Genomic DNA, 22,634 nt, shown 5'->3' with positions numbered 1-22,634 from the left:
CGCCGAAAGCGCCGAACTGGTCGAAATGGAGCTCGAACGACCGTCGCAGAAAGCGGCGACCTTTGCCATCGCGGCCGCGTATTCACACGGACAGGCGAACCGTCTCGTCGGTGATCGTCCCGATGAACTGCCGCTTGAGTTCGTGCACCGACTGGTTGACGACCCCGCCCCAGCCGAGTTCGTCGATCGTGTCCGGGTTCGGGTTGCCCCCGACTTCGACGTACAGCGTCCCGTCACGAACCTCCTTCACGACGCCGACTTCGGTGCCGTCGTCCGCGACGACGCGTTTTCCCGCCTGTTCGTCCGAAAAGTCCGAATTCGGGTCCATCGAACCTACTTCGGTATCGACGTGCAAACCGGCTTTGGCCGTCGGAAATGGGAACGCCTACCCCCCTCCGCTCACGAGACCGAATCATGTACGATGCGGTGTTGTTCGACAACGACGGCGTCCTCGTGAAACCGCCGAAACGCGAGTTGCTCCAGGAAGCGGCGCGCTCGGCCTTCGAGGAGTTCGACGTAGACCCGGCGGAGGACCACCTTGCCGCTGTAACGCACAGCGCCACCCCCGACGGCTTTCGGGAGGTGTGTGAGGCGTACGGTTTCGATCCGAATTCGTTCTGGGAGACGCGCGACAGCGCCGCCTCGGAGATTCAACTGCGCGAAATCGAGGCCGGACGGACGACGACCTACAACGACATCGACGCCCTCTCCTCGTTCGAGCGACCGCTCGGCCTCGTCAGTTCGAACCAGCAGGCTACCGTCGAGTTCATGCTCGATTACTTCGAACTCGAACGCCACTTCGAGACCTACTACGGCAGGCCGCCGACTGTCGAGGGAATCCGCCGGAAGAAGCCGAACCCGCACTTCCTCGACCGCGCGCTGGCCGACATCGGAGCCGAAACCGCCCTCTTCGTCGGCGACAGCGAGAGCGATGTCGTCGCCGCCGACAACGCCGGACTGGATTCGGCGTTCATCCGCCGCCCGCACAGGACGGAGTACGAACTCTCCGTCGAACCGACGTACGAAATCGAGGGCTTGCCCGAGATTTTCGAGATTTTGGACTAGCTTCAGTAGCCCACCCGCGACAGCGTCCGGTCGAGTTTCGACAGATACCGCTCCCCGAAGTGAAAGACGTGCGAGAGGAGTGGATAGACGACGTACACGTCCCGGCGCGACTCGAATCCCGCGTCGATTCCGCGACGTTCGTCGTAGCGCTCGAAGAATGCAGGTCCGACGGAGTTCGTCCAGTCCATGTACGCGAGTTCGATCTCCGAGTGGGCGTAGTAGGCCGCCGGATCGAGGAACGCACGCAACTCGCCGTCCGATTCGAGCACGTTCGTCGTCCACACGTCGCCGTGGATCAGCGACGGCGCATCGGGTTCGACGATGAGCGAATCGAGGTCAGCGATCAGTTCATCGACCCGTTCGACCATCGACTCCGGCAGTTCACCGGTTTCCCGCGCGACTTCCGCCGCGTGCCTGAGACGGTGTTCGCCGTAGAATTCGACCCACGATTCCGTCCACGGATTCGGCTGTGAGAGCGACCCCGTGAGCGTGTCGCAGTCGAACCCGTAGACGGGCGCGGCGGTGTCGTGCAGGGCGGCGAGGTGGTCGGCCATCTCCCGCTCCACGTCGGGCATGATGGTCGAGTCGCCGTCGATGAATTCGAGCAACAGCAGGTCGTCCTCGACGTGATACACGTCGGGGACGGGGAGGCCGTGGTCAGCGAGGTGATGAAGCATGGTCGCTTCGACCGTCAGCGACGCGTCGCTCGTCTTGGCGACGAGCGGCGCACCGGAAGCGAAATCGGCGCGGTATACCGCGCCGATTTCGCCCCCGTCGAGTTCGCGAAGCTCCGTCGGCGGTTCGTCGGTAACGGCGGTGATCCGAGCAACGAGGTCGTCCATCGGTTCGGATACGTACCGCCGAACCCTAAAACGATACTAGCTCGGCCTGCCGCCGATCACGGTGACGCTATCCCGGTTAGCCACCGTTTTCGGTCCCCGCTTTTCGTGTCGTGATCGGATCGGTCTCCGTCGTTTCGTTCGTCGTCGTCCCTGCCAACGAGGAGGTCGTTGTCCCCGCCGACGAGGTTGTCGTCGCGGTACTCGGTGGTGGCGTCGTCCCTGTCGTCCCGGTGGTAGTGGGGGAAACGGTCGTCGGTTCGACGGCCGTTCCGTTCGCGTTCGTCGTGGTGTGATTCGTCGCGTTCTCGACGGCGGTAGTCGTGACGTTTCCGCCGACGAAGTTCGAACTCATCACCTCGGAATCAGCGTACAGGCTGTGTGTGACTTGGGTATTGGTCGTGCTTAGCAGGCAGAGCGCCGCGATTACGAGCACGGTCGCTTTGGGATTGGGTCCGTGTATCATCTTGCATCGTCACCGTCCGTTTCATCCTTGTCACCGTCCGTTTCATCCTCGTCTTCGCTTTTGGCCCGCGTCGCACCGACGAGCGAGTACGCTTCCGAGATCACGATCAGCAGACAGGGGAGGACGACCAACGAGAGCAACCCTGCGCGCGTCCGTGCGAACAGCAGGAGATGCCCGATGTACGGGATGTGGAACCAGACGCGGCCGATCACGTCGTCGGCCGAGACGAGTCCGACGTCCGGATTCTCGTTCGCGTCTCCCTTCGTTCTAAAGTACAGTCCGTCGTCGCGGTGGACGACGTCGACGACGCGGTGTGTCGTGCGGTCGGAATTCGAAGCCGACTCGCGATGGAAGACGAGGATGTCGCCTTCCTCGATCGCACTCGGTTCGACGTGCTTCGAGACGACGACGTCCCCGGCGTGTATCGTCGGGTGCATGCTTCCCGAGAGCACGACGTAGCTCCCGCTCGCGCCGACGAGTTGCGGAAACACGACGACCGCCAGCAGAAGGATGCCAGCGACGAGGAGCACCACCCCGCCGAGGCGTGCGATTCGCCGTGGCTTTCGAGCGGCGGCGACGGCCATCATAGCGGTGGGCGGCCCTCCTTACCGAGGCGGTGCCGTTCGTCGTGTCGCTTGTGCGCCACGGCGGACGCGAGGAACAGGAGCGAAATCACGAATCCCCACGCGAGGCCCGGTAGTCGGTCGAACGGGAAGAATCCGATCCACGCGAGCGTGATCAGTCCTACCGAGACGCCGCCGAGTCCGAGATAGTAACCGCTCCACGGGATTCCGTCGTGGGGGACGATGTCCAAATAGACCTCCAATTTCGTCGCATCGTCGGTGAGCCGTATCGTCCCACCGTTCGCGTCGAAATGGACGACGTGGGCGTCGTCCATTTTCGGCAAATGTGCCTGTCGAAGCGCCGTGTAGACGCGCATTCGCTGTTCGTACGTGACCTCCTCGGGCACGATCTCGTTTTCCCACGCCGCGAGTTGCTTCGAGAGTTCGTGGAGCGAGACGGATTCGCCCTGCTGGAGGAGATAGTGGACCACGTTCCGTCGCCGCTGACAGCTGAGAATCTTGAACGCGGTCTCCTGTGTGAGTGTCTTGGGTTCTCGATTTTGTTGTGTTGCCTGTTCGGGTTGAGTCGGGACGGGGGTCGTCGTGCTCATACGTCGACCCTGCCGTTATCTTTCATCACTGCCCCCCGCCTCGTCGTTATCATCGTTTTGTCCGGGTAGATAGCTGGAACTGTAGTGTTATATTTATGAACTTGATAGATATATTTCCATAATAAATTAGTTGTTTATTTGTCATAACCAATGGCTCCGAGACGCTGTCTTCCGACGTTACCGCGAACGAATATGAGCGTCAACAGACCCTTGTGACCCACTATACGGTCTCTATGGGTGCCACTCCAACCGCCTCGAATAGCTTGCAAACCCGCTAGAGACCGTTTATGGGATGGATATACGTTCTCTATGAATCCACTATCGAGTATATATATACACGGTGATAGGTCATCGGGTCGGTTGCGTCTTCGACTCGAAACCGTCGGAAGCTACCGACGATGGGTGTCGAAGAACGGAGACAACTAATGTCAGATAAAAAACTCTCCCTCAATCGGCGTAACGTACTTCTCGGTATCGGCGGCATGGGTGTCGCGGCAGCGCTCGGCGGCGCAGGCACGATGGCGTTCCTGAACGACAAGGAAGGAACCAACGCGACGTTCACTGCTGGCGACCTCGACTTGAAGATTGGCTGGGAAGTCGATCACTACGGGAACGACGTCGATCCCAAAGTCGTTCCGGCACAGGATACCGACAACACGGAGCTCGGCATCGAGTTCAAGGACATCAAGCCCGGCGATCAGGGATGGATTCGGTTCACGATCGAGAACGTGGACAACCCGGCGTGGGTGTGGTTCCGCGGTCGGCTCAGCCACTCCCAAGAAAACGGACAAAACGACCCCGAAAAAGAAGCCGAAGGGGCGGATACCAACGGCTACGGCGAGATGGACGAAAACCTGGAGTTCCGTACGTTCTACGACCAGAACAAGAACGCGACGGTAGGCGACGGTCCGGAGTCGGGCAACCTCTGGAACGACCGATATATCCAGAAGCCACTCGACCTCAAGGGGACACAAACGACGACGCCGCAGTACGGGTCCGTCCCCGTGCTGCTCGACGGCGTCCGTGACGGCGACTCCCCCGACGTGGTCGGCGGTGCGTATCCCGACGGCGAGCCGATCGATCCGTTCCAGAACGGCACGTGCCAGTACGTCACGGTTCGGTGGGAGCTCCCCGAGGACGTCGGCAACGAGATACAGGGCGACAGCATCCGGGTCAACTTCGATTTCTACGCCGAACAGTCCCGGCACAACCCCGAAGAACGCTTCCGCGACCCCAACGACACTCCCGACGACAAGTATCCGGAGAACCCGTGGGCGGACGAGTACGCATCGGGTGCGTTCCCGACGCTCGCCGAGCAGGACGTGGTTTTGGGTGGAACTCCGGACGACGGCAAACCGAACAGCAGCGCGTGATCGACGCGGCGAACGGTGGCAACGGTCGATTCGAAGCCATTCTTTCCTTCTGTTTTCGAGATAATCGGACGATGCGGACGATGACGGCTCGTCCCCGACCGACGAATTTCGGCCCCTAGCTATTCGGGTCTACGGATAGAAATCCGTCGTATGGCCTACACGTGGCAGTACTACGACCTCGTACTGGGCGGAATAGCCGTCAGCATGTTCCTCGGTGTGGGTGTCGGCTACCTCACTTCGGTTTCGTTGACGGCGGCGGTCATCGGTGCGGCGCTCGTCGCGGTCGCCATCATCGGTCACGGTCTGTTCGTCAACGGACCGGTGGACGAACCGACTGACCTGACGAAGGAAGTCGAGACGCTGAACTGAAATCACGCACGAAGCGACGACCGACCGGGATCGGTTCCAGTCGCTTTCGGCTCAGTAAACCGCGTCCCTGATGTCCTCATCCAGATCCTCGAACGTGTCGAGGTGGACCTGTCGCTCGGTACGGAGCCGTGACAACTCCGAATCGTGGTCGTCGACGTTGTCGGCGACCGAAAACTCGTCGATGTCGATACCGGGGACCGAACTCGGCACGGTGAGTCCGCTCGCGTCGTCGTCCGTCCACTCGACCGTCCCACGTGCAATCTCGCGGAGCAACGTCACAGACTCCGTGACGCCGATGTCCTTGCCGCCGAGGTGTCCGGTGTTGAGGATGTAGGTTTCGACGCCGAGGTCATCGATGAGCGAGCGGAACCGGTTGCCCTCCTCGCCCCTCGATCCGATGATGAACGGGTTGGTGCCCACGACGCGGATGGACTCACCGGCTTTCGATGGGTCGCCCGCGCTGGTCTCGATGGACTCGCCGAGCATGAACGCCACCGCCGCCTCCTCCGGCGACAGTTTCGCGACCGGCGGCATCGTCGGGTTGCGGGTGATGAAGAACAGTTGGTCGACCCGCTCCAGGTCGATGTCCTCGCTCGACGACGAGAGTTGGTCGCGGCGGATGATGGCTCGACCGTTCGAGGTGTGGTAGTCGCTGTCGAAATCGACGGTTCCGTCGTCGTCCACGTCCACGTTTTCGAGGACCGCGGATTCGTGCGTGACGGCGTCGTACATCGCGGGTTGTTCGTCGGCGTCCAAGCCGATGGTCTTGACGTACAGACCGTTACCTTCGCTGCCCGCGACGCTTCCGTCGGGAAGCAACGCACAGACGTCGTCCTGGAGCATCGTCGCCGATTCGGGGTCGTCGAGCCAGAGACCGTGGGCGGTCAGCGTGGACTTGCCGGTCGCGGAGAGACCGAGAAACACCTGCCCCACATCGCGCAGGTCGCCGGTTTCGTCTCGAAGCGTCACTCGCTTGCTTCCGGCGTGCAGTCCGAGGCCACCCTTCCGTTTTGCGTGGAACATGAACAATCGGAGGAAGGACTTCTTCGCCTCGCCGGTGTAGTCACTTCCGAGAGCGACGGTCATTCCCTCCTCGGGAAGGACTCGAATGGCGATTTCGTCCCAGTCGGGAACCTGTATCGTGACGAAATCCGGTTCACCCTCCCCCTCGACCGGTTCGAAGAGGTTCGCCCACGCGAGGGCGATACGGCCGTACTTCTTCGGAACGTAGAGTCTGCACCGGTAGGTGTGGTCAGTGTGGCGGCCCATCAAGCGGTCCACGCAGAGCATCTCGTGTTCTCTGGCGAACTCGACCGCGTCCTCGATGTGTGCGTAGTCGTCCGCGTCGAATCCTTCGTCAACGGCATTTCTCGTCTTGTCCGAGTTGCGCGATCGCTCGCGGCTGACGTACGACGCGGAACCGAATTCGGCCGTCGTCTCCAACTCCCGCGAAAACTCACGAAGTTCCGAAAACGACGGGTTGTAGCGAACGTTGTCCGCCGTTATTGGATTCGGGAGTTTCGACTTCAGGGATTGGACTGACTGCCCAGTGTCTGACATCGTGGTTGTACGGCCCACCTACGAACGTATAATTATGTATGGTGTACGGCCGCCTTAGTGGCCTCATAACGCCGATTTCGGCGGAATTGTGTTTTCGGATGCGAGTAAATAATCCTCTTTTTGGTGAGGGGTCACCCCGATTCAGTATCCAGTTTGCATGTCAAACGGTATCGAAAGACACCTACCACTTAACCGTGTCCGCTACTTATTCCACCTGTGAGTGAAGAAAGTGGGCGTCGGAACCTCCGAATGCCAAACGAGGACGAGATGTTCGCGGTCGTCACCCAACACAACGGTGGCAACCACGTACAGCTCCGATGTAACGACGGAAAAGAGCGAATGGGCCGGATTCCCGGTCGAATGAAATACCGAACCTGGATCGAAGAGGGCGACGTCGTCCTCATCGAACCGTGGGACTGGCAGGACGAGAAGGCCAACATCGAATGGCGATACACCAGCCAGGACGCGGACCAACTCCGCCGCGAAGGCCACATCCAGTGATCCCTTCGGTGAACTGAAACGGACTTCTAATCGCCGATTCCGAGTACGTGTAGATTTTTCCAGCGGTCTCCGCTCGCACCGAGCGGTGCGATTTGAAACGTGACCGACCGACACGTTCGACAGTCGCTACCGTCGCCCGATGACGTCACGGCTTTAACGCTTCGGTACATTTGTGGGGATAATGAGCAAGATTAGACCCGACGAACTGGACGACAGACTCGACGCCGATGACGCGCCGTACGTTCTCGATATTCGACCGAGAAAAGCGTTTCAGTCGGATCATATCGACGGAAGTCGTAACATCCCAGTGTACGACGATTTACGCGGGGGAGACGAGGACGCACTCCGCAGCCGTCTTGATAAGATTCCACAAGACAGCCCCATCGTCACGGTCTGCAAGATGGGCGTAGTCGCAAAACGGGCAACCGGTATTCTCGACGAGGAGGGATACGAAGTCAGTACGCTCGCAGGGGGAATGAGCGGTTGGCGCGGCTATCAAGCTGGGTCGCTCGGCTACCGGCTTCGGTCGGTACTTTGGCGACTGTTCTAACTGTCGCTCTCGGATACTACTGCGCTAAAAAAATCGATGTATACCTTGTCGCCACGTGGCGACAGTGTAAAATCGTTATTTACTGGCGAACGACGTTCTTCGCTCGCGGGCCCTTGGGGGCCTGTTCGATGTCGAACTCGATCTCGGTACCTTCCGTAAGGTCCTCGCCGCCAACGTCTTCCATGTGGAAGAAAACGTCCTCGTCCGCGTCGTCCGTCTCTATGAAACCGTAGCCGCCTGTGTCGTTGAAGAAATCAACTTTACCGTTTGCCATTACAACTATACACAATTGGGGTACACGGTTAAGGGTTCTGCATTCGTTCTCTAAAACGAGTGTTTTTTAGATACATATTCGTTTTAGGAACTCTATTGTGGCCATCTGGCCACAGGCAGGAGATTATTCAGGCCATTGATTCCGATTCAACACAATGAGCGGGGACTTCCGTAATATCCTCAGTTACCATATTCAGTCGTTTCACGAAATCGCCGCCCCGTGATCACCGTCGGCGGATCACGAGGAGTGCGGCGAGGACGAGAGCACCAACAGCGACGAACGACCAGCTTTTGGGACGACGGTCCCGGTTCGTTTTCGACGAGTCGCGGAGCGTCGTCGTGTGGGTCGTCCCGACCGTCTCCGTCGTCCGAGACGAAGTCGAAGCGGTCGATGACTCGGTCGTGGTGACGTCCCCACTCGTTTCCGTCGTTTCGGTAGCGCCCGAGAGGACGAGGGTTCCGGCCGACGTTCCATCGACCGCGACGTCGTAGGTCCCGGGGTGATCGAGCGTGATACCGAACGATATCGTCTTCGTTTCCCCGACGGGGACGGTGATCGTTCGAGTCGCGACGTTCGTCCCGTTGGCCGTCACCGCGACAGTCTCGTCCGCCATCCAGTTACCTCGGTTCGTGATGGTTGCGGAGACCGTGACGGAATCCCCGACGGTTCCGGACGGACCCGACAGACTCGCGCCCGAGACGGAGAGGAGGTCCTCGTTTCGAAGACCGACGGCGTACGTGGACAAACCCGGGGAGTCGGCTCGCAGGACGTACGAATCCCCCGGCGCAATCATCGTCTCGTCCTCCCCATTGATGCCGATGCCGATATTGTTTGCACCGCTCACCGATGGTGGCGTGATTCTGACGACGACCATCAGCGCGATTACTACCAGAAGGGCCGCACGAATACGGCCGTGATTTCGTGACATAGTTATTGGATGGGGAGACGGTTGTCTACAGTTATTAAAATCGATATTATCGATTCATTCGTGCGCTAGAGTCAGTACCGATACAAATCTCTTTGGATGCTTTCTCATCCGAATATCCGAAGTAGATATAGAAAATAAGATATTAACATAGAATAGTCATTCTCCTTATAAGATTCTACGAGCCACATCGTTCAGCAGCGCAAACTCCACGTCCTGCTTCGCGCGCACGGACTCCACGAACGCCTCCAGATAGCGGAGTCGGGGTGGTTGACCCGTCACCTGCGGATGCATCGTCAGCGTGAACACGCCGTCCTCGACGTTCTCGTACATCCAATCGAACTGCTCGTACCAGCCGTCGAAAACGGCTTCCTCGTCGGCCCGCGGCCTGCCGCTTCGTCCGGGCGTGAACTGCAACGAGGGCCAGTCGTCCCGGTGCCACGACACCGGGAACTCCAGCAAGTCCGTCTCCTCACCCGCCACATACGGTTCTTCGGGGTCGGCAATCGGCAGTTCGCGCACCCGATACGGTTCGAAGTCGTGACCCATCAGGCTGGAGTCCCACTCGAAATCCAACTCCTGCAGGATATCGAGCGTGTGCGCCGAGAAGTCCCACGACGGTGATCGATATCCGGTCGGTTTCTCGCCCGTCAGGTCCCGAATCGTTTCGATGCTGCGCTCGAAGTCGGCGCGCTCGCCCTCCCTGTCCGCGAACTTCGCGGGCGGCGTGTGATGCCAGCCGTGATGCTGGATGTCGTGGCCGCGGTCGTGTACCTCGCCGCAGATTTCGGGAAAGCTCTCGATGGTGTGCCCCGGCGTGAACCACGTCGCGGGCACGTCCAGTCGGTCCAGCAGGTCGAGGATACGCGGCGCGGCGACCGCAGCGCCGTAGCGCCCACGCGAGAGTTTCACCGGGCTATTGGTCGCACCATGGCCGTGAATCCATCCCGAAACTGCGTCGAAGTCGAAGCACAAACAGACGGTTGCGTTGGGCATTGGGTACCCCGTCTCGTGGTGGGAGGTTAAGGGTTGGTCGGATTGATTGAGTTGGTTGGATTGGTCGGATTGGTTGGTGAATCGTCGGAATGGGTCGAGGGGGAAGGGTCGGCGGAGAGCGGTGGTCGGATGATCGGTACCGGATGCGGTTTCTCGGTCCCACTACTGCCGCGAATCGTACTTCTGATAGATGACGTGACCGCACGCTTTACAGTGAGACGCGTCCCGGTCGTGGTAGGAGAGACCGCACTGGGGGCACGTGACGTTGACTTTTCCCCTGTGTGTCCATTCCCGAACGATCTTTCCCGCCTGCCACGGGACGAGGATGATAGCAGTGAGCACCCCGGCTACCGTCACCCATCGGCCCATCCAGGTGGTCGGAATGATGTCGCCGAACCCGACGGTTGTGAGGGTTACGACCGTATAGTAGAACGCGTCACCGAAGTTGTTCACGGCGGGGTTCGTCCGGTACTCGACGCTGAAGAACAGGCCCGCGGAGACGAAGAAGATGACCAGCACCGTCAACAGGAGTTTCATGGTTCGAAGGGTGCCGACCGACACGGTGCCGAAGAAGAACTCGTCGTCCTCCGTAAATCGGTAGAACCGAAGCACCCGGACGACGCGAATGGCCCGGAGGAACCCGATGTTGACGATGACGACCGAGGCGGGCAGGAACAACACTGCCAGCGTCGGGAGCACCGACAGCAGATCGACCATCGTGTACGGGTTCGTGAACTCCGCGAGGCGGTTCCGAGCGCCGTACAGCCTGAGCACGTATTCGACCACGAACACGAACGCGATGCCGACCTCCAGTCGCCACAGCCACGCCTCCGCCATCGCCGAAAGGGAGTAGGTTTGTGCGACGAAGACGCCGACGAACAGCAGGTTCAATACCAGTAACCAGACGTCGATCGCCTTCCCGAGCGGCGTTCGGTGATCGACGAGATAAAACTGCACCCGATCACGAAAATCGGATGGTGCTCGTGGCGATTCGCGACTGCCCATACGATGCAATAAAGACCCGATGGTAAAAGAATAGCACCGGCTATCTCGGTTTCTGGAGGCAAGTGGAGTACGTCGTGTGTACCGGTTGTGATGTCTCGTAGCAGGGAGGGATGATTCGTTGCGGATTGACAGGACGAATCGACTAGCAGGTCGCGGACGCCGTTCCATCCCATGGCGTCCCCGTTATGGGACGAATTTGTGCCTGACTTCCGGGTCGTTTTCGCGTGATTTCGGCAAATTCCCTTATACGAATCCGACAACGTCGAAATATGGACAACGACGATGAACCGGTCGGTCGGTTACTCACTCGTAGACAGGCCATCGCACTCGGCGGTGCCCCCGCGCTGGCGTTTCTCGCTGGCTGTTCGACGTCGAGCGATTCGAGTGGGAGTACAGAAACGAACAGTTCGTCCGGGACGGTGACCGCTACCCCGATGTCGACGACGGATTCGGACTACCCGGCGACGGGTACCATGACGAGCACCACCGTCACGACGGGCGACGGAACGACAGCGTGCGTCGCCATGACGGAACTCACCGAGGGACCGTACTACGTCGACGAGAACCTCCGTCGCTCCGACATCCGGTCGGACACCGGGACTGGCAACCAGCAGGAGGGAATCCGCCTCGACCTCGACTTCACGGTGCACGACCTGTCGGACGACACCTGTGAACCGCTCGAGAACGCCATCGTCGACGTCTGGCACGCAAACGTCGACGGAGTGTACTCCGACGTCCAAGCGCAGGGAACCGTGGGCAAGGACTTCCTTCGCGGGATTCAGAGCACGGACGAGAACGGCGGAGCATCGTTCACGACCATCTACCCCGGTTGGTATCCGGGTCGGGCGGTTCACATCCACTTCAAGATTCGTTCGTCGGAGGACGCGACCGACGCCTACGAGTTCACGTCGCAGTTGTTCTTCGACGACGACCTCACCGACACGGTGTACACGAAAGAGCCGTACTCGGAACGCGACGAGCGCGACACGCGCAACGCCGACGACAACATCTTCCAGCAGGGAAGCGCTTCACAACTCCTGCTCGACGTCACAAAGACCGATTCGGGATACTCCGGAACGCTCAACGTCGCGCTGTACAAGGACGAGGAAGTGAACGAGGACGACTCGGCGTCCGGTTCGCAGGGAGGGCGCACTGCACCCAACGGTTCCGCTCCACCGAACGGGTCGGCCCCGCCCAACGGGTCGACTCCACCCAACGGCTCTGCGGCCCCGAACGGGACGGTGGCGAACGAGACGACCACGAACGGATAGTCGGCCCGGTCTACTGACGGACGAATACGGGTTTGCGGTCGGATGACCACGAAAATCGGTCGCGTCTCAGTCCTCTGACAGCCCGAAAAGCCGTTCCGCGTTGCGGTGTGTGATCTTTTCGAGGTCCGAGCGTGGAACGTCCACGTTCTCGATGAACCGGCAACCCTGCTCGTTGGAGCTGTACGGGTAGTCCACGGCGAACATGACGTTGTCGGCACCGACGGCCGCAAGCGCCGCCCTGAACGGTATTCGGCTGAACATCCCGCTCGTGGTGAGCCAGAAGTGTTCGCGGAAGTAGTGCGGGACGTCGTGTTCCAGTTCGGTGGTCAGCGGGCTGAGCCACTCGTCGATGCGGTCGAGCATGAACGGAATCATCTCGCCCATGTGGCCGAGGACGATTTTCAAGTCGGGCAGGCGGTCGAACACGCCCGACGCGATCAACCGCAACGCGTGGAGTCCCGCCTCGGCGTGCCACCCCCAACTCGTGGTGGCGAGTGAGAAGTCGATTTCCGATCCGAACCCCTCGTAGTACGCCTCTTCGACCGCATCCGGAGGAAATCCGGGATGGATGTAGAGCGGCACGTCGAGTTCCGCGGCCCGTTCGAGCACCGGCATGTACCTCGAATGGTCGAGGAACTGGCCATCGGTCGTCCCGTTGATCATCGCGCCGACGAACCCGTGCTCCGCGACGGTCCGTTCGAGTTCGTCGGCCGCTTTCTCGGGAGTTGCCATCGGCAACGTGGCGAACCCGGCGAATCGGTCGGGATGGGCGGCAACCGCGTCGGCGAGTTCGTCGTTGGCCGCCTCGGCGAGCGTGGTCCACTCCTCGGTCGTCAACTCCACGCCGTGCAACTGCGTTTCCGAGATGACTTGCACGTCGATACCCCCGTCGTCCATCGCCGTCAAGCGCTCCTCGCCGAGATTCCCGAGTCGGCTCGTCAGCGACGTCTCCGATGTGTCCCCCTCTCCGGGGTCGCTGCCCGCCCCCTTCTCGGCGAAACCGCTTGCGACGAAGTGCTCTTCGACCGCGATGGTTCGCATCGCTCACCGTACAGCCCCCAGAGTGTTAAACGGTACCACACACAGCTCTCGAAGTGGAGCGGCGGCCTCGGCACTCTTTGACTCTCGACGACTCACCGGGTCCATGCTATTTCAAGCTCAAAGTGGTAGGCCGTTGTATGGTCGCGGATGAGTCCACTTCCAGCGGGAGTTCTCATCGCTCTACGAAGGTAAAAACGGTCGTACGATACTGGGGGCCAGCGATCGCCGTGAGTCTGACGACGTTCATCGTGGTCATCAATGCATCCCTGATGAACGTGGCGATTCCGACGATGGTGAACGAGTTCGATACCTCGGTCACCGCGATTCAAGGGGCGGTTTCACTCTATTCGCTGGTGATCGCTGCGCTGATTCTCCCGGCCGGAACGCTGCCGTCTCGGCACAGTAGCAGGCGTGTAATGGCAGTCGCACTGATCGTCTATACCGGTGGGACGCTGGTGGCGGCGATTAGCTGGAATACTACGGTCCTCTATATCGGTTGGTCGCTCATCGAGGGGGCCGCGGCCGCGGTGTTACTTCCACTGACGTTCACCGTCTTGACCGTTAGTTACGAAGACGATGACCGGGCGAAGGCGTTCGGGTTGTTGGCTGGCGTGAACGGCGTTGCATCGACCCTTGGACCGATCATCGGTGGTGCCCTGACTACGTACGCGAGTTGGCGGTGGGGGTTTACCCTCCAACTCATCGGAATGGGGGTTATTCTCTTCTTCGTCCGGTACGTGAGTTCGAATCCACTGTCGGAAACGCCCAGTTCGCTCGATAAAGGCGGGACAGCGCTGTCCATCGTCGGTGCGACGACGCTCGTCACCGGATTCCTCCTCAGCGGGAAGTACGGGTGGTTACTCGTGAGGCGACCGTTTTTCGTCGGCGACGTGCAATTCAACCCGTTCGGCACGTCACCGACGATTTGGTTTCTCGGGGTCGGATTTCTCTCGTTCGCCGCGTTCGTTCAGTACGAACGCCGAATGGAACGTGCCGGGAAATCCCCGCTCGTTCCGCTGCACGTGCTGACGAACCGTTCCTTTTTGTCCGGAGTCGTCACGTACAATATCCGGTCGATAATCTCGGCTGGCTTCATGTTCATCTTCCCGGTCTATCTCCAGGCAGTACTCGGATACACCGCCTTCGAGACCGGGATAGCATTGCTACCGTATTCCCTCGCGTCGATCCTCTTCGCGACGGTTACGCCCGGGTGGCGTAAGTTCGTCTCGCCGAAGACGCTCATCCAGGTCGGCATCGTGTCCATGGGCCTCGGACTGGTGCTGTTGTACGAGCAGACGGGTCCCGGTCAGACGATCGGCAGGATGGTTATTCCGGTGGCGCTGTATGGAGCGGGAGTCGGACTCATACTGGCACAGATCACCAACATGACGATGTCGGCCGTCCCCGACGCGGACTCCGCCGAGGCGTCCGGAGTCCTGAACGTGAGCAGTTCGATAGGATTTTCGCTGGGGACGGCAGTTGTCGGCTCGTTTCTTCTCGGACGGTTCTACGGCAGCGTCGTCGACGGCGTCCTGCGAGCACGCGACGTGACGCTCTCGATGAAGCAGCGGTACGAATTGGTGATCGCGCTCGAAGATGCGGCGGAGACGGCGACCAAAGCCACACAGCAACACGTCCTGAGTCAACTCACCCCTCCGCAACGACGATTACTCCGCGGCATTTTCGAGGCCGCGATGTTCGACGCTCAACGGGCGGCGCTGCTCCTCCTCGTCCTGTTCGTGTTACTCCTACTCGTCGCATCGACGTTCCTGCCACGGCAGATACCGGGGGACGAAAATGGAGCGGACCATCCCGAATCACCAGAGGGTAAAACGCGTGAGGAACGAGAGAAATGAACGGTCGATACTCGTTCGGCCTCGGCACTCATAGGGTTCGTCATCACCGGCCGCCACGCCGGTTCGGAACGCCGTTCTCGTCATCGGCCATCCGCCGATAGGGACACCGGGGAAAAGAGCGTTTCCGTCGAACGATCTGTTCTCAGGCGACGGGAACTACGATCGGTGTACAAGACCGCGGGAGACGAACCTTCGACCATGCACGCAGACGAATCCGGATCGGAACACGCCGAGTCGGAACAGCGGGCCGAGCAGGTCTGGATGGTCGAACGGACGTTCTCGGCGGACTCGCCGCACATCTTGGTGACCGTCTACGCGACGCCGGACGAGTCTCGATACCTGCAGAAGGAGTGGGCGTTCAACCGCTTCAGGTCAGGACCGGGGCCGGAGGTGACGGCTGCCATCACGGTCGAATCGGAGCGGCTGACGCCCGTCACCGACGCTGAAACACGTGATCGGTACGCGAACGAGGCGGAGCGCATGCGAGCGCGCCACGACCCGGACGACCCCGTGTAGGACGACATCGTGTAGCCGATGAGCTACTGAGCCGATGAGCCACTGTGATCGGGGATTGCGGTGCGAAATCGTCCGGAGCAGTTCGGCAGGAAGTTATTTTCTTCTCCCGTCCTCCCTTTCAACCATGGCAGACGTACTCCCCGACGAAGCCGAGACGCTCCTCTCGGAGGTGTCCGTGATGGCCCACCTCGCGACGTGTTCGGACGACCGACCGCACGTCGCACCCGTCTGGTACCACTACGAGGACGGGATCGTTTCGATCCTCACGAGCGGGCGCAAGCTAGCGAACATCCGAAGAAACCCGCGCGTCGCACTCTCGATTCAGAAGGACACCGCCGGGGATGCCGAGTGGAAGGTCACGATGCAGGGGACGGCCACCGTTGTCGAGGACGAGGAGGAAGTGATGAAAGCCGCCGAACGGATCAACCCGCGGTACGGTGCCGATACGGACGCTTACCCGGAGAACACGCTCGTGAGGATCGAAGTCGGGTCCGGGACGTTCACCCGCTACTGATTTTCGATTGCACTACTCGATCCGTTTCCGTGCGGCGGCGACCATCGCTCCGGAGGTTTCACCCTCTCCGTCGTCGCTGTCGTGGTCGTCGCTGTCGTGGTCGTCGCTCATACGCCGCTCTGGCGGCTACAGGCGATTCGATTTGCCGGTTAGAAACGGTGTTGCCGACTGCCACGAGGGCGCGCGTGGTGCGAGGTCGGGCACCAGCGGCGCTTCGATTAGCCGTAACCGAAGTTCGGCTATCGGGGCCGGTCGGCGACGGCCCGTGTCCGGCGAGACCGGAACGTGACCTCGATAGTTCCGGCGGTCCTCATGGGCCGTTGAAACCCGCAGGACACGTCCGTTTCCTCGCACTCCCCCCTTTTAATACCTCCTCTTTGGACGAAATCGTACGATACATCTCGAAAAATCAGTAGCATCACCGAGGTAGTTGTAGGCGAATGAGACAGTAGTTGCAGACGACACGGGACGTAGTTGTAGGTGACCGAATGTGTAGTTACAGATAAGTCGCCGCGTCAATGAAGGGTGTTACCAACCACCAATGTCCGGCGAGTGATTCGGGCACCCCGCCTCGGGGTCGTCGCCGTCATCGACAATCGGATGCCACAAGGGTCATATTGGACCCCTGCATCCCAGCAGGTATGGATCGTTCACTCGTGCGGAGAATCCTCTTCGGATTTCTTCTGACCGTTCCTGTCTTCGCGCTCTTGTTCTGGTTCGTCGACATCGACCCCGTTCTCGCGGCGCTCGAACAGGCACGGCGAACGGTTCTCGGACTGGTGTTGTTGACGACGATTGGCTGGTTGTTCGCGTGGAGTCAATCGCTCCGAACCGTGCTCCGAACGTTGGACGTTTCGGTGTCCGTCCCGTGGTCGTTCTTCCTGTTCTCGGGCGCGACGTTCTCGAACAACGTGACGCCGTTCGGCCAAGCGGGCGGTGAGCCGATCACGGCCTACCTCATCTCACGGACGTCCGGGACCAGATACGAAACCGGGTTGGCGGCGATCGCCAGCGTCGATACCCTCAACTTCGTCCCCTCGTTCGTGTTCGCAACGGTCGGGATCAGCTACTACGCCATCGTACTGACGCTCTCGTCGCGTCTGAAGTTCGCGGCCGTCCTCCTCGGCGGGATCGGAGTCGTTCTCGTCGGCGGGGGGTACTATCTGTGGACTTCCCGGGCAACCGCTGAACGACGCGTGTCGGCCTGGACTGCTGGCCTCCTCGACCGCGTCGCGGGTTACATCCCCCGCTTTTCGGCACCCAGTCAGGAGTCGATTCGGAGCCGAATCGCACACTTCGTCGGCACTATCGAACAGGTCGCCGCGAGTCCGACACGACTCGCCATCGCGCTCGGGTTTTCCGGTGCCGGGTGGCTGTTTCAGGCGGGTGCGTTGTGGCTGGCGTTTTACGCGATCGGTACCAGCATCTCCTTCTCCGTCGTGCTGTTCGCGATTCCCATTAGCGCCATCGCTGGCGTGACTCCGCTCCCCGGTGGTGCAGGGGGAATCGAAACGGTTCTCGTCGCGCTCCTCGCCTCGGCGACGAGCGTCGAGTCGGCGATCGTCGTCGCGGCGGTCGTCATCTTCCGCGGACTGATCTACTGGGTTCCGACCCTCATCGGGGGTAGCGTGCTCGCGGCGCTCACGGCAAAACGGGCCGCCTGACCGCAAGCAGCGAACGGCCGTCTCACGTATCGGCACCTTTCGAGAGACGGGCGACGAGCGGAACCAGTGCCCCGGTGACCCGGTCCGCATGCTGAATCAGCACGGTTCCGATGATGCTCATGAACAGCACGTAGCCGACGGTGAACGCGGGAAGCACGGACTGGAACGCGACACCGCCGACACCGCCCGCGAGCGTTGCGATAATCAGAGAAAACTCCCCTCTCGGAACCATCCCCAAGCCAACTCGAAGCGAACGCGTCGGCGAGAGTCCGTAGGTTCGCCCCGAAACCACACCGCTGAGAATCTTGCCGAGGACTGAAAGTGCGATGGCGGCCAGCAACAGTCCGAGGACATCCCGGAGGAGCGTGACGTCCGTCGTCAACCCGATGGACAGGAAGAACACCGCGGCGAAGAGGTCGCGTGCGGGAGAGACGACTCGCTCGATTCGTTCCACGTGTCCCGTCTGGCTGAACGCCGTTCCGACGAAGAACGCGGCGACGGCTTCGCTGACGCCGCTCACGAGGGCGAAGCCCGCGATGAGCACCGTCACCCCGAGTATCCGCAAGAGGAACTGTTCGTCCGACTCGGTCGAGAATAGTCGTTCGACGACCCCCGTCCCATACCACGCGACGGCCGTCAGTACGGCGAGAAAACCGAACGCAGTTCCGATGGAAACGATGGCGCTCGTGATACTCCCGCCGCCGAAGGCGACTGCGGACAGAACCGCGAGATAGATCGCGATCAGGATGTCCTCGAAGACGAGAGTCCCCAAAATTGGACCGCTTTCCGGGTTCGCGATCCAGCCGTTTTCGAGCAACGATTTCGTGATGACGGCGCTCGACGAGATGTAGATGATACCCGCGAGGAACAGCGTTTCGAGGGGCGACCAACCGAACAGGACGCCGAGCGCCAGTCCGAGACCGAAGTTGACGGCGAAATCCACGAGACCGATCTTCCCGATTTCAGTTCGTGCACCGAGCAACTGGTCGATGCTGAACTCCAATCCCAGGAAAAACAGGAGGAAGACGATACCGAGTTCCGAGAGCAGGTCGATGACTTCCCGATTCTGGACGAGTTGGAGGGAGATTCCCCCGATAGAGGTCGGTTCGTGTGGTCCGATGAGGATGCCGACGACGATGTACGCCGGAATCACGGAGAGACTGATCCGATTGGCTACTGCGCCCGCGACGGCAATCGCCGTCAGCGCGATACCCACTTCGACGAGCAGTACATCGGCCATCAGTACCCCGTGTTGTCGTCGGGTTCCATCGGCTGATCGGCAGCGACGAGGCCAGCGAGGGAGGCCTGTTCCTCCCGCGTTCCGATCGTAACCAGGATGTCGTCCGATCGAATCGTCTCCTCCGGACCGGGGTTCGGGACCGTCTCTTTCCCCCGTTGAATCGCGATAATGGAGACGCCGGTTCGATTACGCAATCCCAGCGACTGAAGCGTTTTCCCGACCACGTCGGAATCCGCTGGCACGTCGACCCATTCGATGATTGCGTCACCGAGCGGTACGGTTACGTCCTCCAATTCGACGGGTTGGAAGTAGGCCCCTTCGAGGATCGATCCGACCTGACGGGCCTGTTTCCCGGTGAGCGAAAACAGCCGTTCGCTGTCCGCGTCGTCGTCGGGGCGAAGATATATCTCACGTCTCCCGTCGTGGTGCAGGAGGATTACCAGCCGAGTTCCATCGGCGGTGTCCACCTCGTACTTCTTCCCGACGCCGGGAACGTCGGTTTCGTAGACCGTCATACGATGTGGGTATCCCGCGAAGGCAGATAAACCTCGGTTTTACCTCGAAGTGCCGTCGAACGACACCGGACGACCATTGGAGACGAGGTTGCCGCGTCGCCCGGCCGAACTATATCCATCGGTACCTAACCCACTAGCTCGGAGATGACCTTCGCGACGGCCTACCTCGAAATAGAGAAGGAGGACGCACACGAGCACATCATGAAGTCCGTAGAGGGTCTTCGCTCGAAGACGGTCGACGACTCGATAGAGTACCGAAACGCGAGCGGGATGCTCCTCGCCATCCTGTCGGAGACGGACGAAGTGACGGGGGCGAACACGAAGCTACGATACCAAATTTCGGTGATCGCCCCGTTCCTCGCCCACGGTCGAGTGAAGGCGGAGGAAATCAGAGCGGCGGTCGACGAGTACCGAGTCGAAGGATAGTCCTCACAGACCGGTCGGCGCATCGATGAAGGTCGTCGTCAGCCCCCATTCCTCGGCGAGCGATTCGAGCGACTTCACGCCGAACGTTTCCGTCGCGTAGTGTCCCGCGAGGAAGACGTTCAGCCCCGCTTCACGCGCTTCGTGGTAGACCTTTTGCTTCCCCTCCCCGGTAATGAGCGCGTCCGCGCCGACCTCGACGGCCTCGTCCAACCAGTCCACGCCGCTTCCGGTGACGATGGCGACGTGGTCGATCTCCTCGGGGCCGAAGTCGAACTGCTGGACGTCCCGCCCGCCCGTGTCGAGTTCGGACGAGAGGACGTCGCCGATTTCCGCCCGCGTGAGGTCGCCGTGTCCCTGCTGGCCGATGTGCTCCGGTCCCGTTCGTCCGAAGGGTTCGCGCGATTCGAGTCCCAACAGATCCGCAACCCCTGCCGCGTTGCCGAGTTCGGGATGCGAATCGAGCGGCAGATGGGAGACGTACAGCGCCACGTCGTTCTCGATGAGCGGCGCGATTCGTCGGTAGTCGCGGTCGGTCACGCGCTCGATGCCGCCCCACGAGAGTCCGTGGTGGACGACCAGCGCGTCGGCGTCCCGCTCCACCGCTTCCTCGATGGTCTGCTCGGCGGCATCGACGGCGAACGCGACGCGTTCGACGTCTACTTCTTCGGGGTCGTTCGGCCCGACTTGCAACCCGTTCGCGCTGGCGTCGATGTCGGCGAAGTCATCGGTTCGGAGTCGGTCGTCGTACCGTTCGGTGAGTTCGGCGAGGTTCATGCACGGGTATCGTGTCGGCGTCGGTTTGTAAGCCCCGGCTTGCACGTCCCGATTCCAGTTTCGTTTCGTCGTCCGGACCTTCCGTTTCACCTGCCATCACGGTTAAGCCAGCGGGGGAGCGATGTTCATTTCCCCTATATCGGGGGAAGCGATACCGAGGTGAACGAATATGAGCAAGTTCCGGAAGGTCATGGCTACGTGGCGACGAATCCCACGACGATTCCGACGACGTATCATGCGCAAAGTACGGCGAGCGCTCTAACTGCGCCTCAGTCTCGCTTTTTGGGAAAAGAAAGGTCCGTTAGTTGCCGCACTTCGCCGCCGAAAACACGAACTCCCGCAATAATTTTCCGCCGAGCGTCGCGGCCTGGCCGTCGTCCCGGTCGTTGACCTCGACGACGTCGAAACCGACGACGTCCGTCGTTTCCGCGACGGCGCGGACGACGTCGCGCATCTCCCGTGAGGACAGACCGAACGGTTCCATCGTACCGGTGCCGGGTGCGAACGCGGGGTCGGCACCGTCGATGTCCACGCTGAGGTACGTGCTATCGTCCTCGTCGAAATCCGGTTTCCAGTCGGCCGCCTCCTCGGGCGGGACGACGGTCACGTCCGATTTCGTAGCGCGCTCCCATTCGTCCTCGCTACCGGTTCGAGCGCCGATGATCACGGCCTCGTCGACGGTGTCGAGGACGCGGCGAGTGACGGTCGCGTGACTGAGGGGATTGCCGTCGTACTCCTCACGCAAGTCGAGGTGGGCGTCGAGGCAGACGAACACGTTTGGCTCGGTGGCGCTGACACCCGCCCCCGTGATGGTGTGTTCGCCACCGAGAAGCAACGGGCACGCGTCGTCCCAGACGACGTCGGTGACGACGCCTTCGAGGTACTCCAGATACTCCTCTGCATCGTCCCACGCGTACACGTCGCCGTGGTCGTGAACGTTGAGTTCGGAAAAGAACTGCCCGGTTCGATGGTCGTAATCGTCGAAGGTTCGGGCGTACTTTCGGATTTCGTCGGGACCGAACCGTGTACCGGGCTGAAATGAGGTGGATACGTCGAGCGGCGCACCCACCACCACGAAGTCCGCTCGTCCGCGGTCAGTAGACGCGCCGGGAAACATTTAGCGTTCGATCTTGCGTTGTTCGTCCATCTCGAGGTATTCGATGGTGTCGTCGGGCGACAGTCCCATTCCCTCGGGCGTCTTGATGGTGATGGTCTCGTAGGTGTCGAGGTCCATGACCTGTGCGACGGTTTCGCTCTCGACGTTGACGACCTGTCCCTGTTTGCGGTTGATGATCGGGACCCAGATCTTCGCGTCGACTGGCTGGCTCATGCTTCGTTTCTTGTCGTCGAAGACGCCTTTGCCCTCGATACGGGCCTTCGCGCTTCCGTGTTTACCGGGTTTTGCGGTGCTGTAGGACTTGATAACACACGCCGCATCGTCCATCATCAGGTAGTTGCCTTCCTTGAGTTCGCGGACTTCCTTTTGCTCTTTCGCCATATCGCGGAATTGCGCTCCCTCCGGTATAAACCGTTTGGAAATGGCGCGCTGGCTCGGGAGGTTATAAGTACGAGAAACGCGCAGGAACCACGATTAGAACCCGGATGGGAAACGTTTTCCACGACGCATACGACCGTGGCTGACTCTCGTCAGTTTCACGAACGCCGTTTTCACGCCGTCCGTTACTTGGTCTTCACGACCGTCCTTCCGGACGATTTTTGC

27 protein-coding genes are annotated in these 22,634 nt (G+C 60.6%); 11 read left to right on the top strand and 16 right to left on the bottom strand.

What is annotated here, in order from left to right; all coding sequences use genetic code 11:
- Window positions 1-82: 82 nt before the first annotated feature.
- A complete protein-coding gene (locus tag NKF25_RS04495) occupies window positions 83-328 on the bottom strand; it encodes a hypothetical protein (protein WP_253225502.1) in 246 nt (81 codons plus the stop codon).
- 86 nt (window positions 329-414) lie between these two features.
- On the opposite strand from NKF25_RS04495, the gene NKF25_RS04490 reads away from it, so the two are divergent.
- Complete coding sequence (locus NKF25_RS04490) at window positions 415-1,065, top strand: HAD-IA family hydrolase (protein ID WP_253225501.1); 651 nt, start codon at window positions 415-417, stop codon at window positions 1,063-1,065.
- A 2-nt stretch (window positions 1,066-1,067) separates the two neighbouring features.
- Here the strand turns inward: NKF25_RS04490 and NKF25_RS04485 are convergent, their stop codons facing one another.
- The 4 genes from NKF25_RS04485 to NKF25_RS04470 form a co-directional block, all read right to left on the bottom strand.
- Window positions 1,068-1,907, bottom strand: coding sequence for a fructosamine kinase family protein (locus NKF25_RS04485; RefSeq protein ID WP_253225500.1), 840 nt, complete (start codon window positions 1,905-1,907; stop codon window positions 1,068-1,070).
- Between the two features lie 76 nt (window positions 1,908-1,983).
- Window positions 1,984-2,370: a hypothetical protein gene (locus tag NKF25_RS04480; protein WP_253225499.1), complete on the bottom strand. Its 387-nt coding sequence runs from the start codon at window positions 2,368-2,370 to the stop codon at window positions 1,984-1,986.
- Window positions 2,367-2,957: a signal peptidase I gene (locus tag NKF25_RS04475; RefSeq protein ID WP_253225498.1), complete on the bottom strand. Its 591-nt coding sequence runs from the start codon at window positions 2,955-2,957 to the stop codon at window positions 2,367-2,369. The genes NKF25_RS04480 and NKF25_RS04475 overlap by 4 nt, the downstream gene beginning before the upstream one ends.
- The gene (locus tag NKF25_RS04470; RefSeq protein ID WP_253225497.1) at window positions 2,954-3,544 is read right to left on the bottom strand and encodes a hypothetical protein; all 591 of its coding nucleotides are present in this window, start codon (window positions 3,542-3,544) and stop codon (window positions 2,954-2,956) included. The genes NKF25_RS04475 and NKF25_RS04470 overlap by 4 nt, the downstream gene beginning before the upstream one ends.
- Window positions 3,545-3,969: 425 nt before the next feature.
- Here NKF25_RS04470 and NKF25_RS04465 point away from each other — a divergent pair, with 425 nt between their 5' ends.
- Window positions 3,970-4,917, top strand: a complete 948-nt coding sequence (locus tag NKF25_RS04465; RefSeq protein WP_253225496.1) for a TasA family protein — start codon at window positions 3,970-3,972, stop codon at window positions 4,915-4,917.
- A 150-nt stretch (window positions 4,918-5,067) separates the two neighbouring features.
- Entirely contained in the window at window positions 5,068-5,286 is a 219-nt protein-coding gene (locus NKF25_RS04460) for a hypothetical protein (protein ID WP_253225495.1), read from the top strand.
- Window positions 5,287-5,337: 51 nt separating this feature from the next.
- Here the strand turns inward: NKF25_RS04460 and NKF25_RS04455 are convergent, their stop codons facing one another.
- The gene (locus NKF25_RS04455; RefSeq protein WP_253225494.1) at window positions 5,338-6,846 is read right to left on the bottom strand and encodes a phosphoenolpyruvate carboxykinase (ATP); all 1,509 of its coding nucleotides are present in this window, start codon (window positions 6,844-6,846) and stop codon (window positions 5,338-5,340) included.
- 216 nt (window positions 6,847-7,062) lie between these two features.
- Between NKF25_RS04455 and eif1A the strand changes: the two genes are divergently transcribed.
- Both eif1A and NKF25_RS04445 read left to right on the top strand, forming a co-directional pair.
- Window positions 7,063-7,347, top strand: a complete 285-nt coding sequence (eif1A, locus tag NKF25_RS04450) for a translation initiation factor eIF-1A (protein ID WP_082837733.1) — start codon at window positions 7,063-7,065, stop codon at window positions 7,345-7,347.
- A gap of 181 nt (window positions 7,348-7,528) precedes the next feature.
- Window positions 7,529-7,897, top strand: coding sequence for a rhodanese-like domain-containing protein (locus tag NKF25_RS04445; RefSeq protein ID WP_253225493.1), 369 nt, complete (start codon window positions 7,529-7,531; stop codon window positions 7,895-7,897).
- Window positions 7,898-7,976: 79 nt separating this feature from the next.
- Here NKF25_RS04445 and NKF25_RS04440 read toward each other — a convergent pair whose 3' ends face one another.
- The 4 genes from NKF25_RS04440 to NKF25_RS04425 form a co-directional block, all read right to left on the bottom strand.
- Complete coding sequence (locus tag NKF25_RS04440) at window positions 7,977-8,171, bottom strand: cold shock domain-containing protein (RefSeq protein ID WP_007977946.1); 195 nt, start codon at window positions 8,169-8,171, stop codon at window positions 7,977-7,979.
- A 223-nt stretch (window positions 8,172-8,394) separates the two neighbouring features.
- On the bottom strand, window positions 8,395-9,099 hold the full coding sequence (locus tag NKF25_RS04435) for a CARDB domain-containing protein (RefSeq protein ID WP_253225492.1): 705 nt from the start codon (window positions 9,097-9,099) through the stop codon (window positions 8,395-8,397).
- Window positions 9,100-9,264: 165 nt separating this feature from the next.
- Complete coding sequence (locus NKF25_RS04430) at window positions 9,265-10,092, bottom strand: polysaccharide deacetylase (RefSeq protein WP_253225491.1); 828 nt, start codon at window positions 10,090-10,092, stop codon at window positions 9,265-9,267.
- Between the two features lie 162 nt (window positions 10,093-10,254).
- Window positions 10,255-11,097, bottom strand: a complete 843-nt coding sequence (locus NKF25_RS04425) for an ion transporter (protein WP_253225490.1) — start codon at window positions 11,095-11,097, stop codon at window positions 10,255-10,257.
- A 269-nt stretch (window positions 11,098-11,366) separates the two neighbouring features.
- Here NKF25_RS04425 and NKF25_RS04420 point away from each other — a divergent pair, with 269 nt between their 5' ends.
- Entirely contained in the window at window positions 11,367-12,368 is a 1,002-nt protein-coding gene (locus NKF25_RS04420) for an intradiol ring-cleavage dioxygenase (protein ID WP_253225489.1), read from the top strand.
- Window positions 12,369-12,434: 66 nt separating this feature from the next.
- Here the strand turns inward: NKF25_RS04420 and NKF25_RS04415 are convergent, their stop codons facing one another.
- On the bottom strand, window positions 12,435-13,409 hold the full coding sequence (locus NKF25_RS04415; RefSeq protein ID WP_253225488.1) for an amidohydrolase family protein: 975 nt from the start codon (window positions 13,407-13,409) through the stop codon (window positions 12,435-12,437).
- A 227-nt stretch (window positions 13,410-13,636) separates the two neighbouring features.
- Between NKF25_RS04415 and NKF25_RS04410 the strand changes: the two genes are divergently transcribed.
- From NKF25_RS04410 to NKF25_RS04395, 4 genes are all read left to right on the top strand, one after another.
- The gene (locus NKF25_RS04410) at window positions 13,637-15,265 is read left to right on the top strand and encodes an MFS transporter (protein WP_253225487.1); all 1,629 of its coding nucleotides are present in this window, start codon (window positions 13,637-13,639) and stop codon (window positions 15,263-15,265) included.
- 198 nt (window positions 15,266-15,463) lie between these two features.
- Window positions 15,464-15,781, top strand: a complete 318-nt coding sequence (locus NKF25_RS04405; RefSeq protein ID WP_253225486.1) for a hypothetical protein — start codon at window positions 15,464-15,466, stop codon at window positions 15,779-15,781.
- Window positions 15,782-15,905: 124 nt separating this feature from the next.
- Window positions 15,906-16,295 (top strand): pyridoxamine 5'-phosphate oxidase family protein, encoded by a 390-nt coding sequence (locus tag NKF25_RS04400; protein WP_253225485.1) that lies wholly within the window; start codon window positions 15,906-15,908, stop codon window positions 16,293-16,295.
- A gap of 641 nt (window positions 16,296-16,936) precedes the next feature.
- Window positions 16,937-17,959: a lysylphosphatidylglycerol synthase transmembrane domain-containing protein gene (locus NKF25_RS04395; RefSeq protein ID WP_253225484.1), complete on the top strand. Its 1,023-nt coding sequence runs from the start codon at window positions 16,937-16,939 to the stop codon at window positions 17,957-17,959.
- A 22-nt stretch (window positions 17,960-17,981) separates the two neighbouring features.
- Here NKF25_RS04395 and NKF25_RS04390 read toward each other — a convergent pair whose 3' ends face one another.
- Together NKF25_RS04390 and NKF25_RS04385 are read right to left on the bottom strand one after the other, a co-directional pair.
- Window positions 17,982-19,199: a cation:proton antiporter gene (locus NKF25_RS04390; RefSeq protein ID WP_253225483.1), complete on the bottom strand. Its 1,218-nt coding sequence runs from the start codon at window positions 19,197-19,199 to the stop codon at window positions 17,982-17,984.
- Window positions 19,199-19,714 carry a cation:proton antiporter regulatory subunit gene (locus NKF25_RS04385; protein ID WP_253225482.1) on the bottom strand — a complete coding sequence of 172 codons (516 nt, stop codon included), beginning with the start codon at window positions 19,712-19,714 and terminating at the stop codon, window positions 19,199-19,201. Before NKF25_RS04385 ends, NKF25_RS04390 begins: the two co-directional genes overlap by 1 nt.
- A 144-nt stretch (window positions 19,715-19,858) precedes the next feature.
- Here NKF25_RS04385 and NKF25_RS04380 point away from each other — a divergent pair, with 144 nt between their 5' ends.
- Entirely contained in the window at window positions 19,859-20,140 is a 282-nt protein-coding gene (locus NKF25_RS04380) for a hypothetical protein (RefSeq protein ID WP_253225481.1), read from the top strand.
- Between the two features lie 3 nt (window positions 20,141-20,143).
- On the opposite strand, the gene NKF25_RS04375 is transcribed toward NKF25_RS04380, so the two are convergent.
- From NKF25_RS04375 to NKF25_RS04365, 3 genes are all read right to left on the bottom strand, one after another.
- The gene (locus NKF25_RS04375; RefSeq protein WP_253225588.1) at window positions 20,144-20,914 is read right to left on the bottom strand and encodes a Nif3-like dinuclear metal center hexameric protein; all 771 of its coding nucleotides are present in this window, start codon (window positions 20,912-20,914) and stop codon (window positions 20,144-20,146) included.
- 301 nt (window positions 20,915-21,215) lie between these two features.
- A complete protein-coding gene (speB, locus tag NKF25_RS04370) occupies window positions 21,216-22,031 on the bottom strand; it encodes an agmatinase (RefSeq protein ID WP_253225480.1) in 816 nt (271 codons plus the stop codon).
- The gene (locus NKF25_RS04365) at window positions 22,032-22,412 is read right to left on the bottom strand and encodes a translation initiation factor IF-5A (protein ID WP_066141637.1); all 381 of its coding nucleotides are present in this window, start codon (window positions 22,410-22,412) and stop codon (window positions 22,032-22,034) included.
- Between the last annotated feature and the right edge of the window lie 222 nt (window positions 22,413-22,634).

It is taken from the genome of Haladaptatus sp. AB643, assembly GCF_024136975.1.
Classification (GTDB): domain Archaea; phylum Halobacteriota; class Halobacteria; order Halobacteriales; family Haladaptataceae; genus Haladaptatus.
The sequence above is the reverse complement of the archived record's forward strand: the minus strand, read 5'-3'. Positions and strand labels throughout refer to the sequence as shown.

Bases quoted from the DNA above. Each gene is read 5' to 3' on its own strand.
- NKF25_RS04495 (WP_253225502.1), bottom strand. From the start codon at position 328: ATGGACCCGAATTCGGACTTTTCGGACGAACAGGCGGGAAAACGCGTC.
- NKF25_RS04490 (WP_253225501.1), top strand. From the start codon at position 415: ATGTACGATGCGGTGTTGTTCGACAACGACGGCGTCCTCGTGAAACCG.
- NKF25_RS04485 (WP_253225500.1), bottom strand. From the start codon at position 1,907: ATGGACGACCTCGTTGCTCGGATCACCGCCGTTACCGACGAACCGCCG.
- NKF25_RS04480 (WP_253225499.1), bottom strand. From the start codon at position 2,370: ATGATACACGGACCCAATCCCAAAGCGACCGTGCTCGTAATCGCGGCG.
- NKF25_RS04475 (WP_253225498.1), bottom strand. From the start codon at position 2,957: ATGATGGCCGTCGCCGCCGCTCGAAAGCCACGGCGAATCGCACGCCTC.
- NKF25_RS04470 (WP_253225497.1), bottom strand. From the start codon at position 3,544: ATGAGCACGACGACCCCCGTCCCGACTCAACCCGAACAGGCAACACAA.
- NKF25_RS04465 (WP_253225496.1), top strand. From the start codon at position 3,970: ATGTCAGATAAAAAACTCTCCCTCAATCGGCGTAACGTACTTCTCGGT.
- NKF25_RS04460 (WP_253225495.1), top strand. From the start codon at position 5,068: ATGGCCTACACGTGGCAGTACTACGACCTCGTACTGGGCGGAATAGCC.
- NKF25_RS04455 (WP_253225494.1), bottom strand. From the start codon at position 6,846: ATGTCAGACACTGGGCAGTCAGTCCAATCCCTGAAGTCGAAACTCCCG.
- NKF25_RS04445 (WP_253225493.1), top strand. From the start codon at position 7,529: ATGAGCAAGATTAGACCCGACGAACTGGACGACAGACTCGACGCCGAT.
- NKF25_RS04440 (WP_007977946.1), bottom strand. From the start codon at position 8,171: ATGGCAAACGGTAAAGTTGATTTCTTCAACGACACAGGCGGCTACGGT.
- NKF25_RS04435 (WP_253225492.1), bottom strand. From the start codon at position 9,099: ATGTCACGAAATCACGGCCGTATTCGTGCGGCCCTTCTGGTAGTAATC.
- NKF25_RS04430 (WP_253225491.1), bottom strand. From the start codon at position 10,092: ATGCCCAACGCAACCGTCTGTTTGTGCTTCGACTTCGACGCAGTTTCG.
- NKF25_RS04425 (WP_253225490.1), bottom strand. From the start codon at position 11,097: ATGGGCAGTCGCGAATCGCCACGAGCACCATCCGATTTTCGTGATCGG.
- NKF25_RS04420 (WP_253225489.1), top strand. From the start codon at position 11,367: ATGGACAACGACGATGAACCGGTCGGTCGGTTACTCACTCGTAGACAG.
- NKF25_RS04415 (WP_253225488.1), bottom strand. From the start codon at position 13,409: ATGCGAACCATCGCGGTCGAAGAGCACTTCGTCGCAAGCGGTTTCGCC.
- NKF25_RS04405 (WP_253225486.1), top strand. From the start codon at position 15,464: ATGCACGCAGACGAATCCGGATCGGAACACGCCGAGTCGGAACAGCGG.
- NKF25_RS04400 (WP_253225485.1), top strand. From the start codon at position 15,906: ATGGCAGACGTACTCCCCGACGAAGCCGAGACGCTCCTCTCGGAGGTG.
- NKF25_RS04395 (WP_253225484.1), top strand. From the start codon at position 16,937: ATGGATCGTTCACTCGTGCGGAGAATCCTCTTCGGATTTCTTCTGACC.
- NKF25_RS04390 (WP_253225483.1), bottom strand. From the start codon at position 19,199: ATGGCCGATGTACTGCTCGTCGAAGTGGGTATCGCGCTGACGGCGATT.
- NKF25_RS04385 (WP_253225482.1), bottom strand. From the start codon at position 19,714: ATGACGGTCTACGAAACCGACGTTCCCGGCGTCGGGAAGAAGTACGAG.
- NKF25_RS04380 (WP_253225481.1), top strand. From the start codon at position 19,859: ATGACCTTCGCGACGGCCTACCTCGAAATAGAGAAGGAGGACGCACAC.
- NKF25_RS04375 (WP_253225588.1), bottom strand. From the start codon at position 20,914: ATGAACCTCGCCGAACTCACCGAACGGTACGACGACCGACTCCGAACC.
- speB (WP_253225480.1), bottom strand. From the start codon at position 22,031: ATGTTTCCCGGCGCGTCTACTGACCGCGGACGAGCGGACTTCGTGGTG.
- NKF25_RS04365 (WP_066141637.1), bottom strand. From the start codon at position 22,412: ATGGCGAAAGAGCAAAAGGAAGTCCGCGAACTCAAGGAAGGCAACTAC.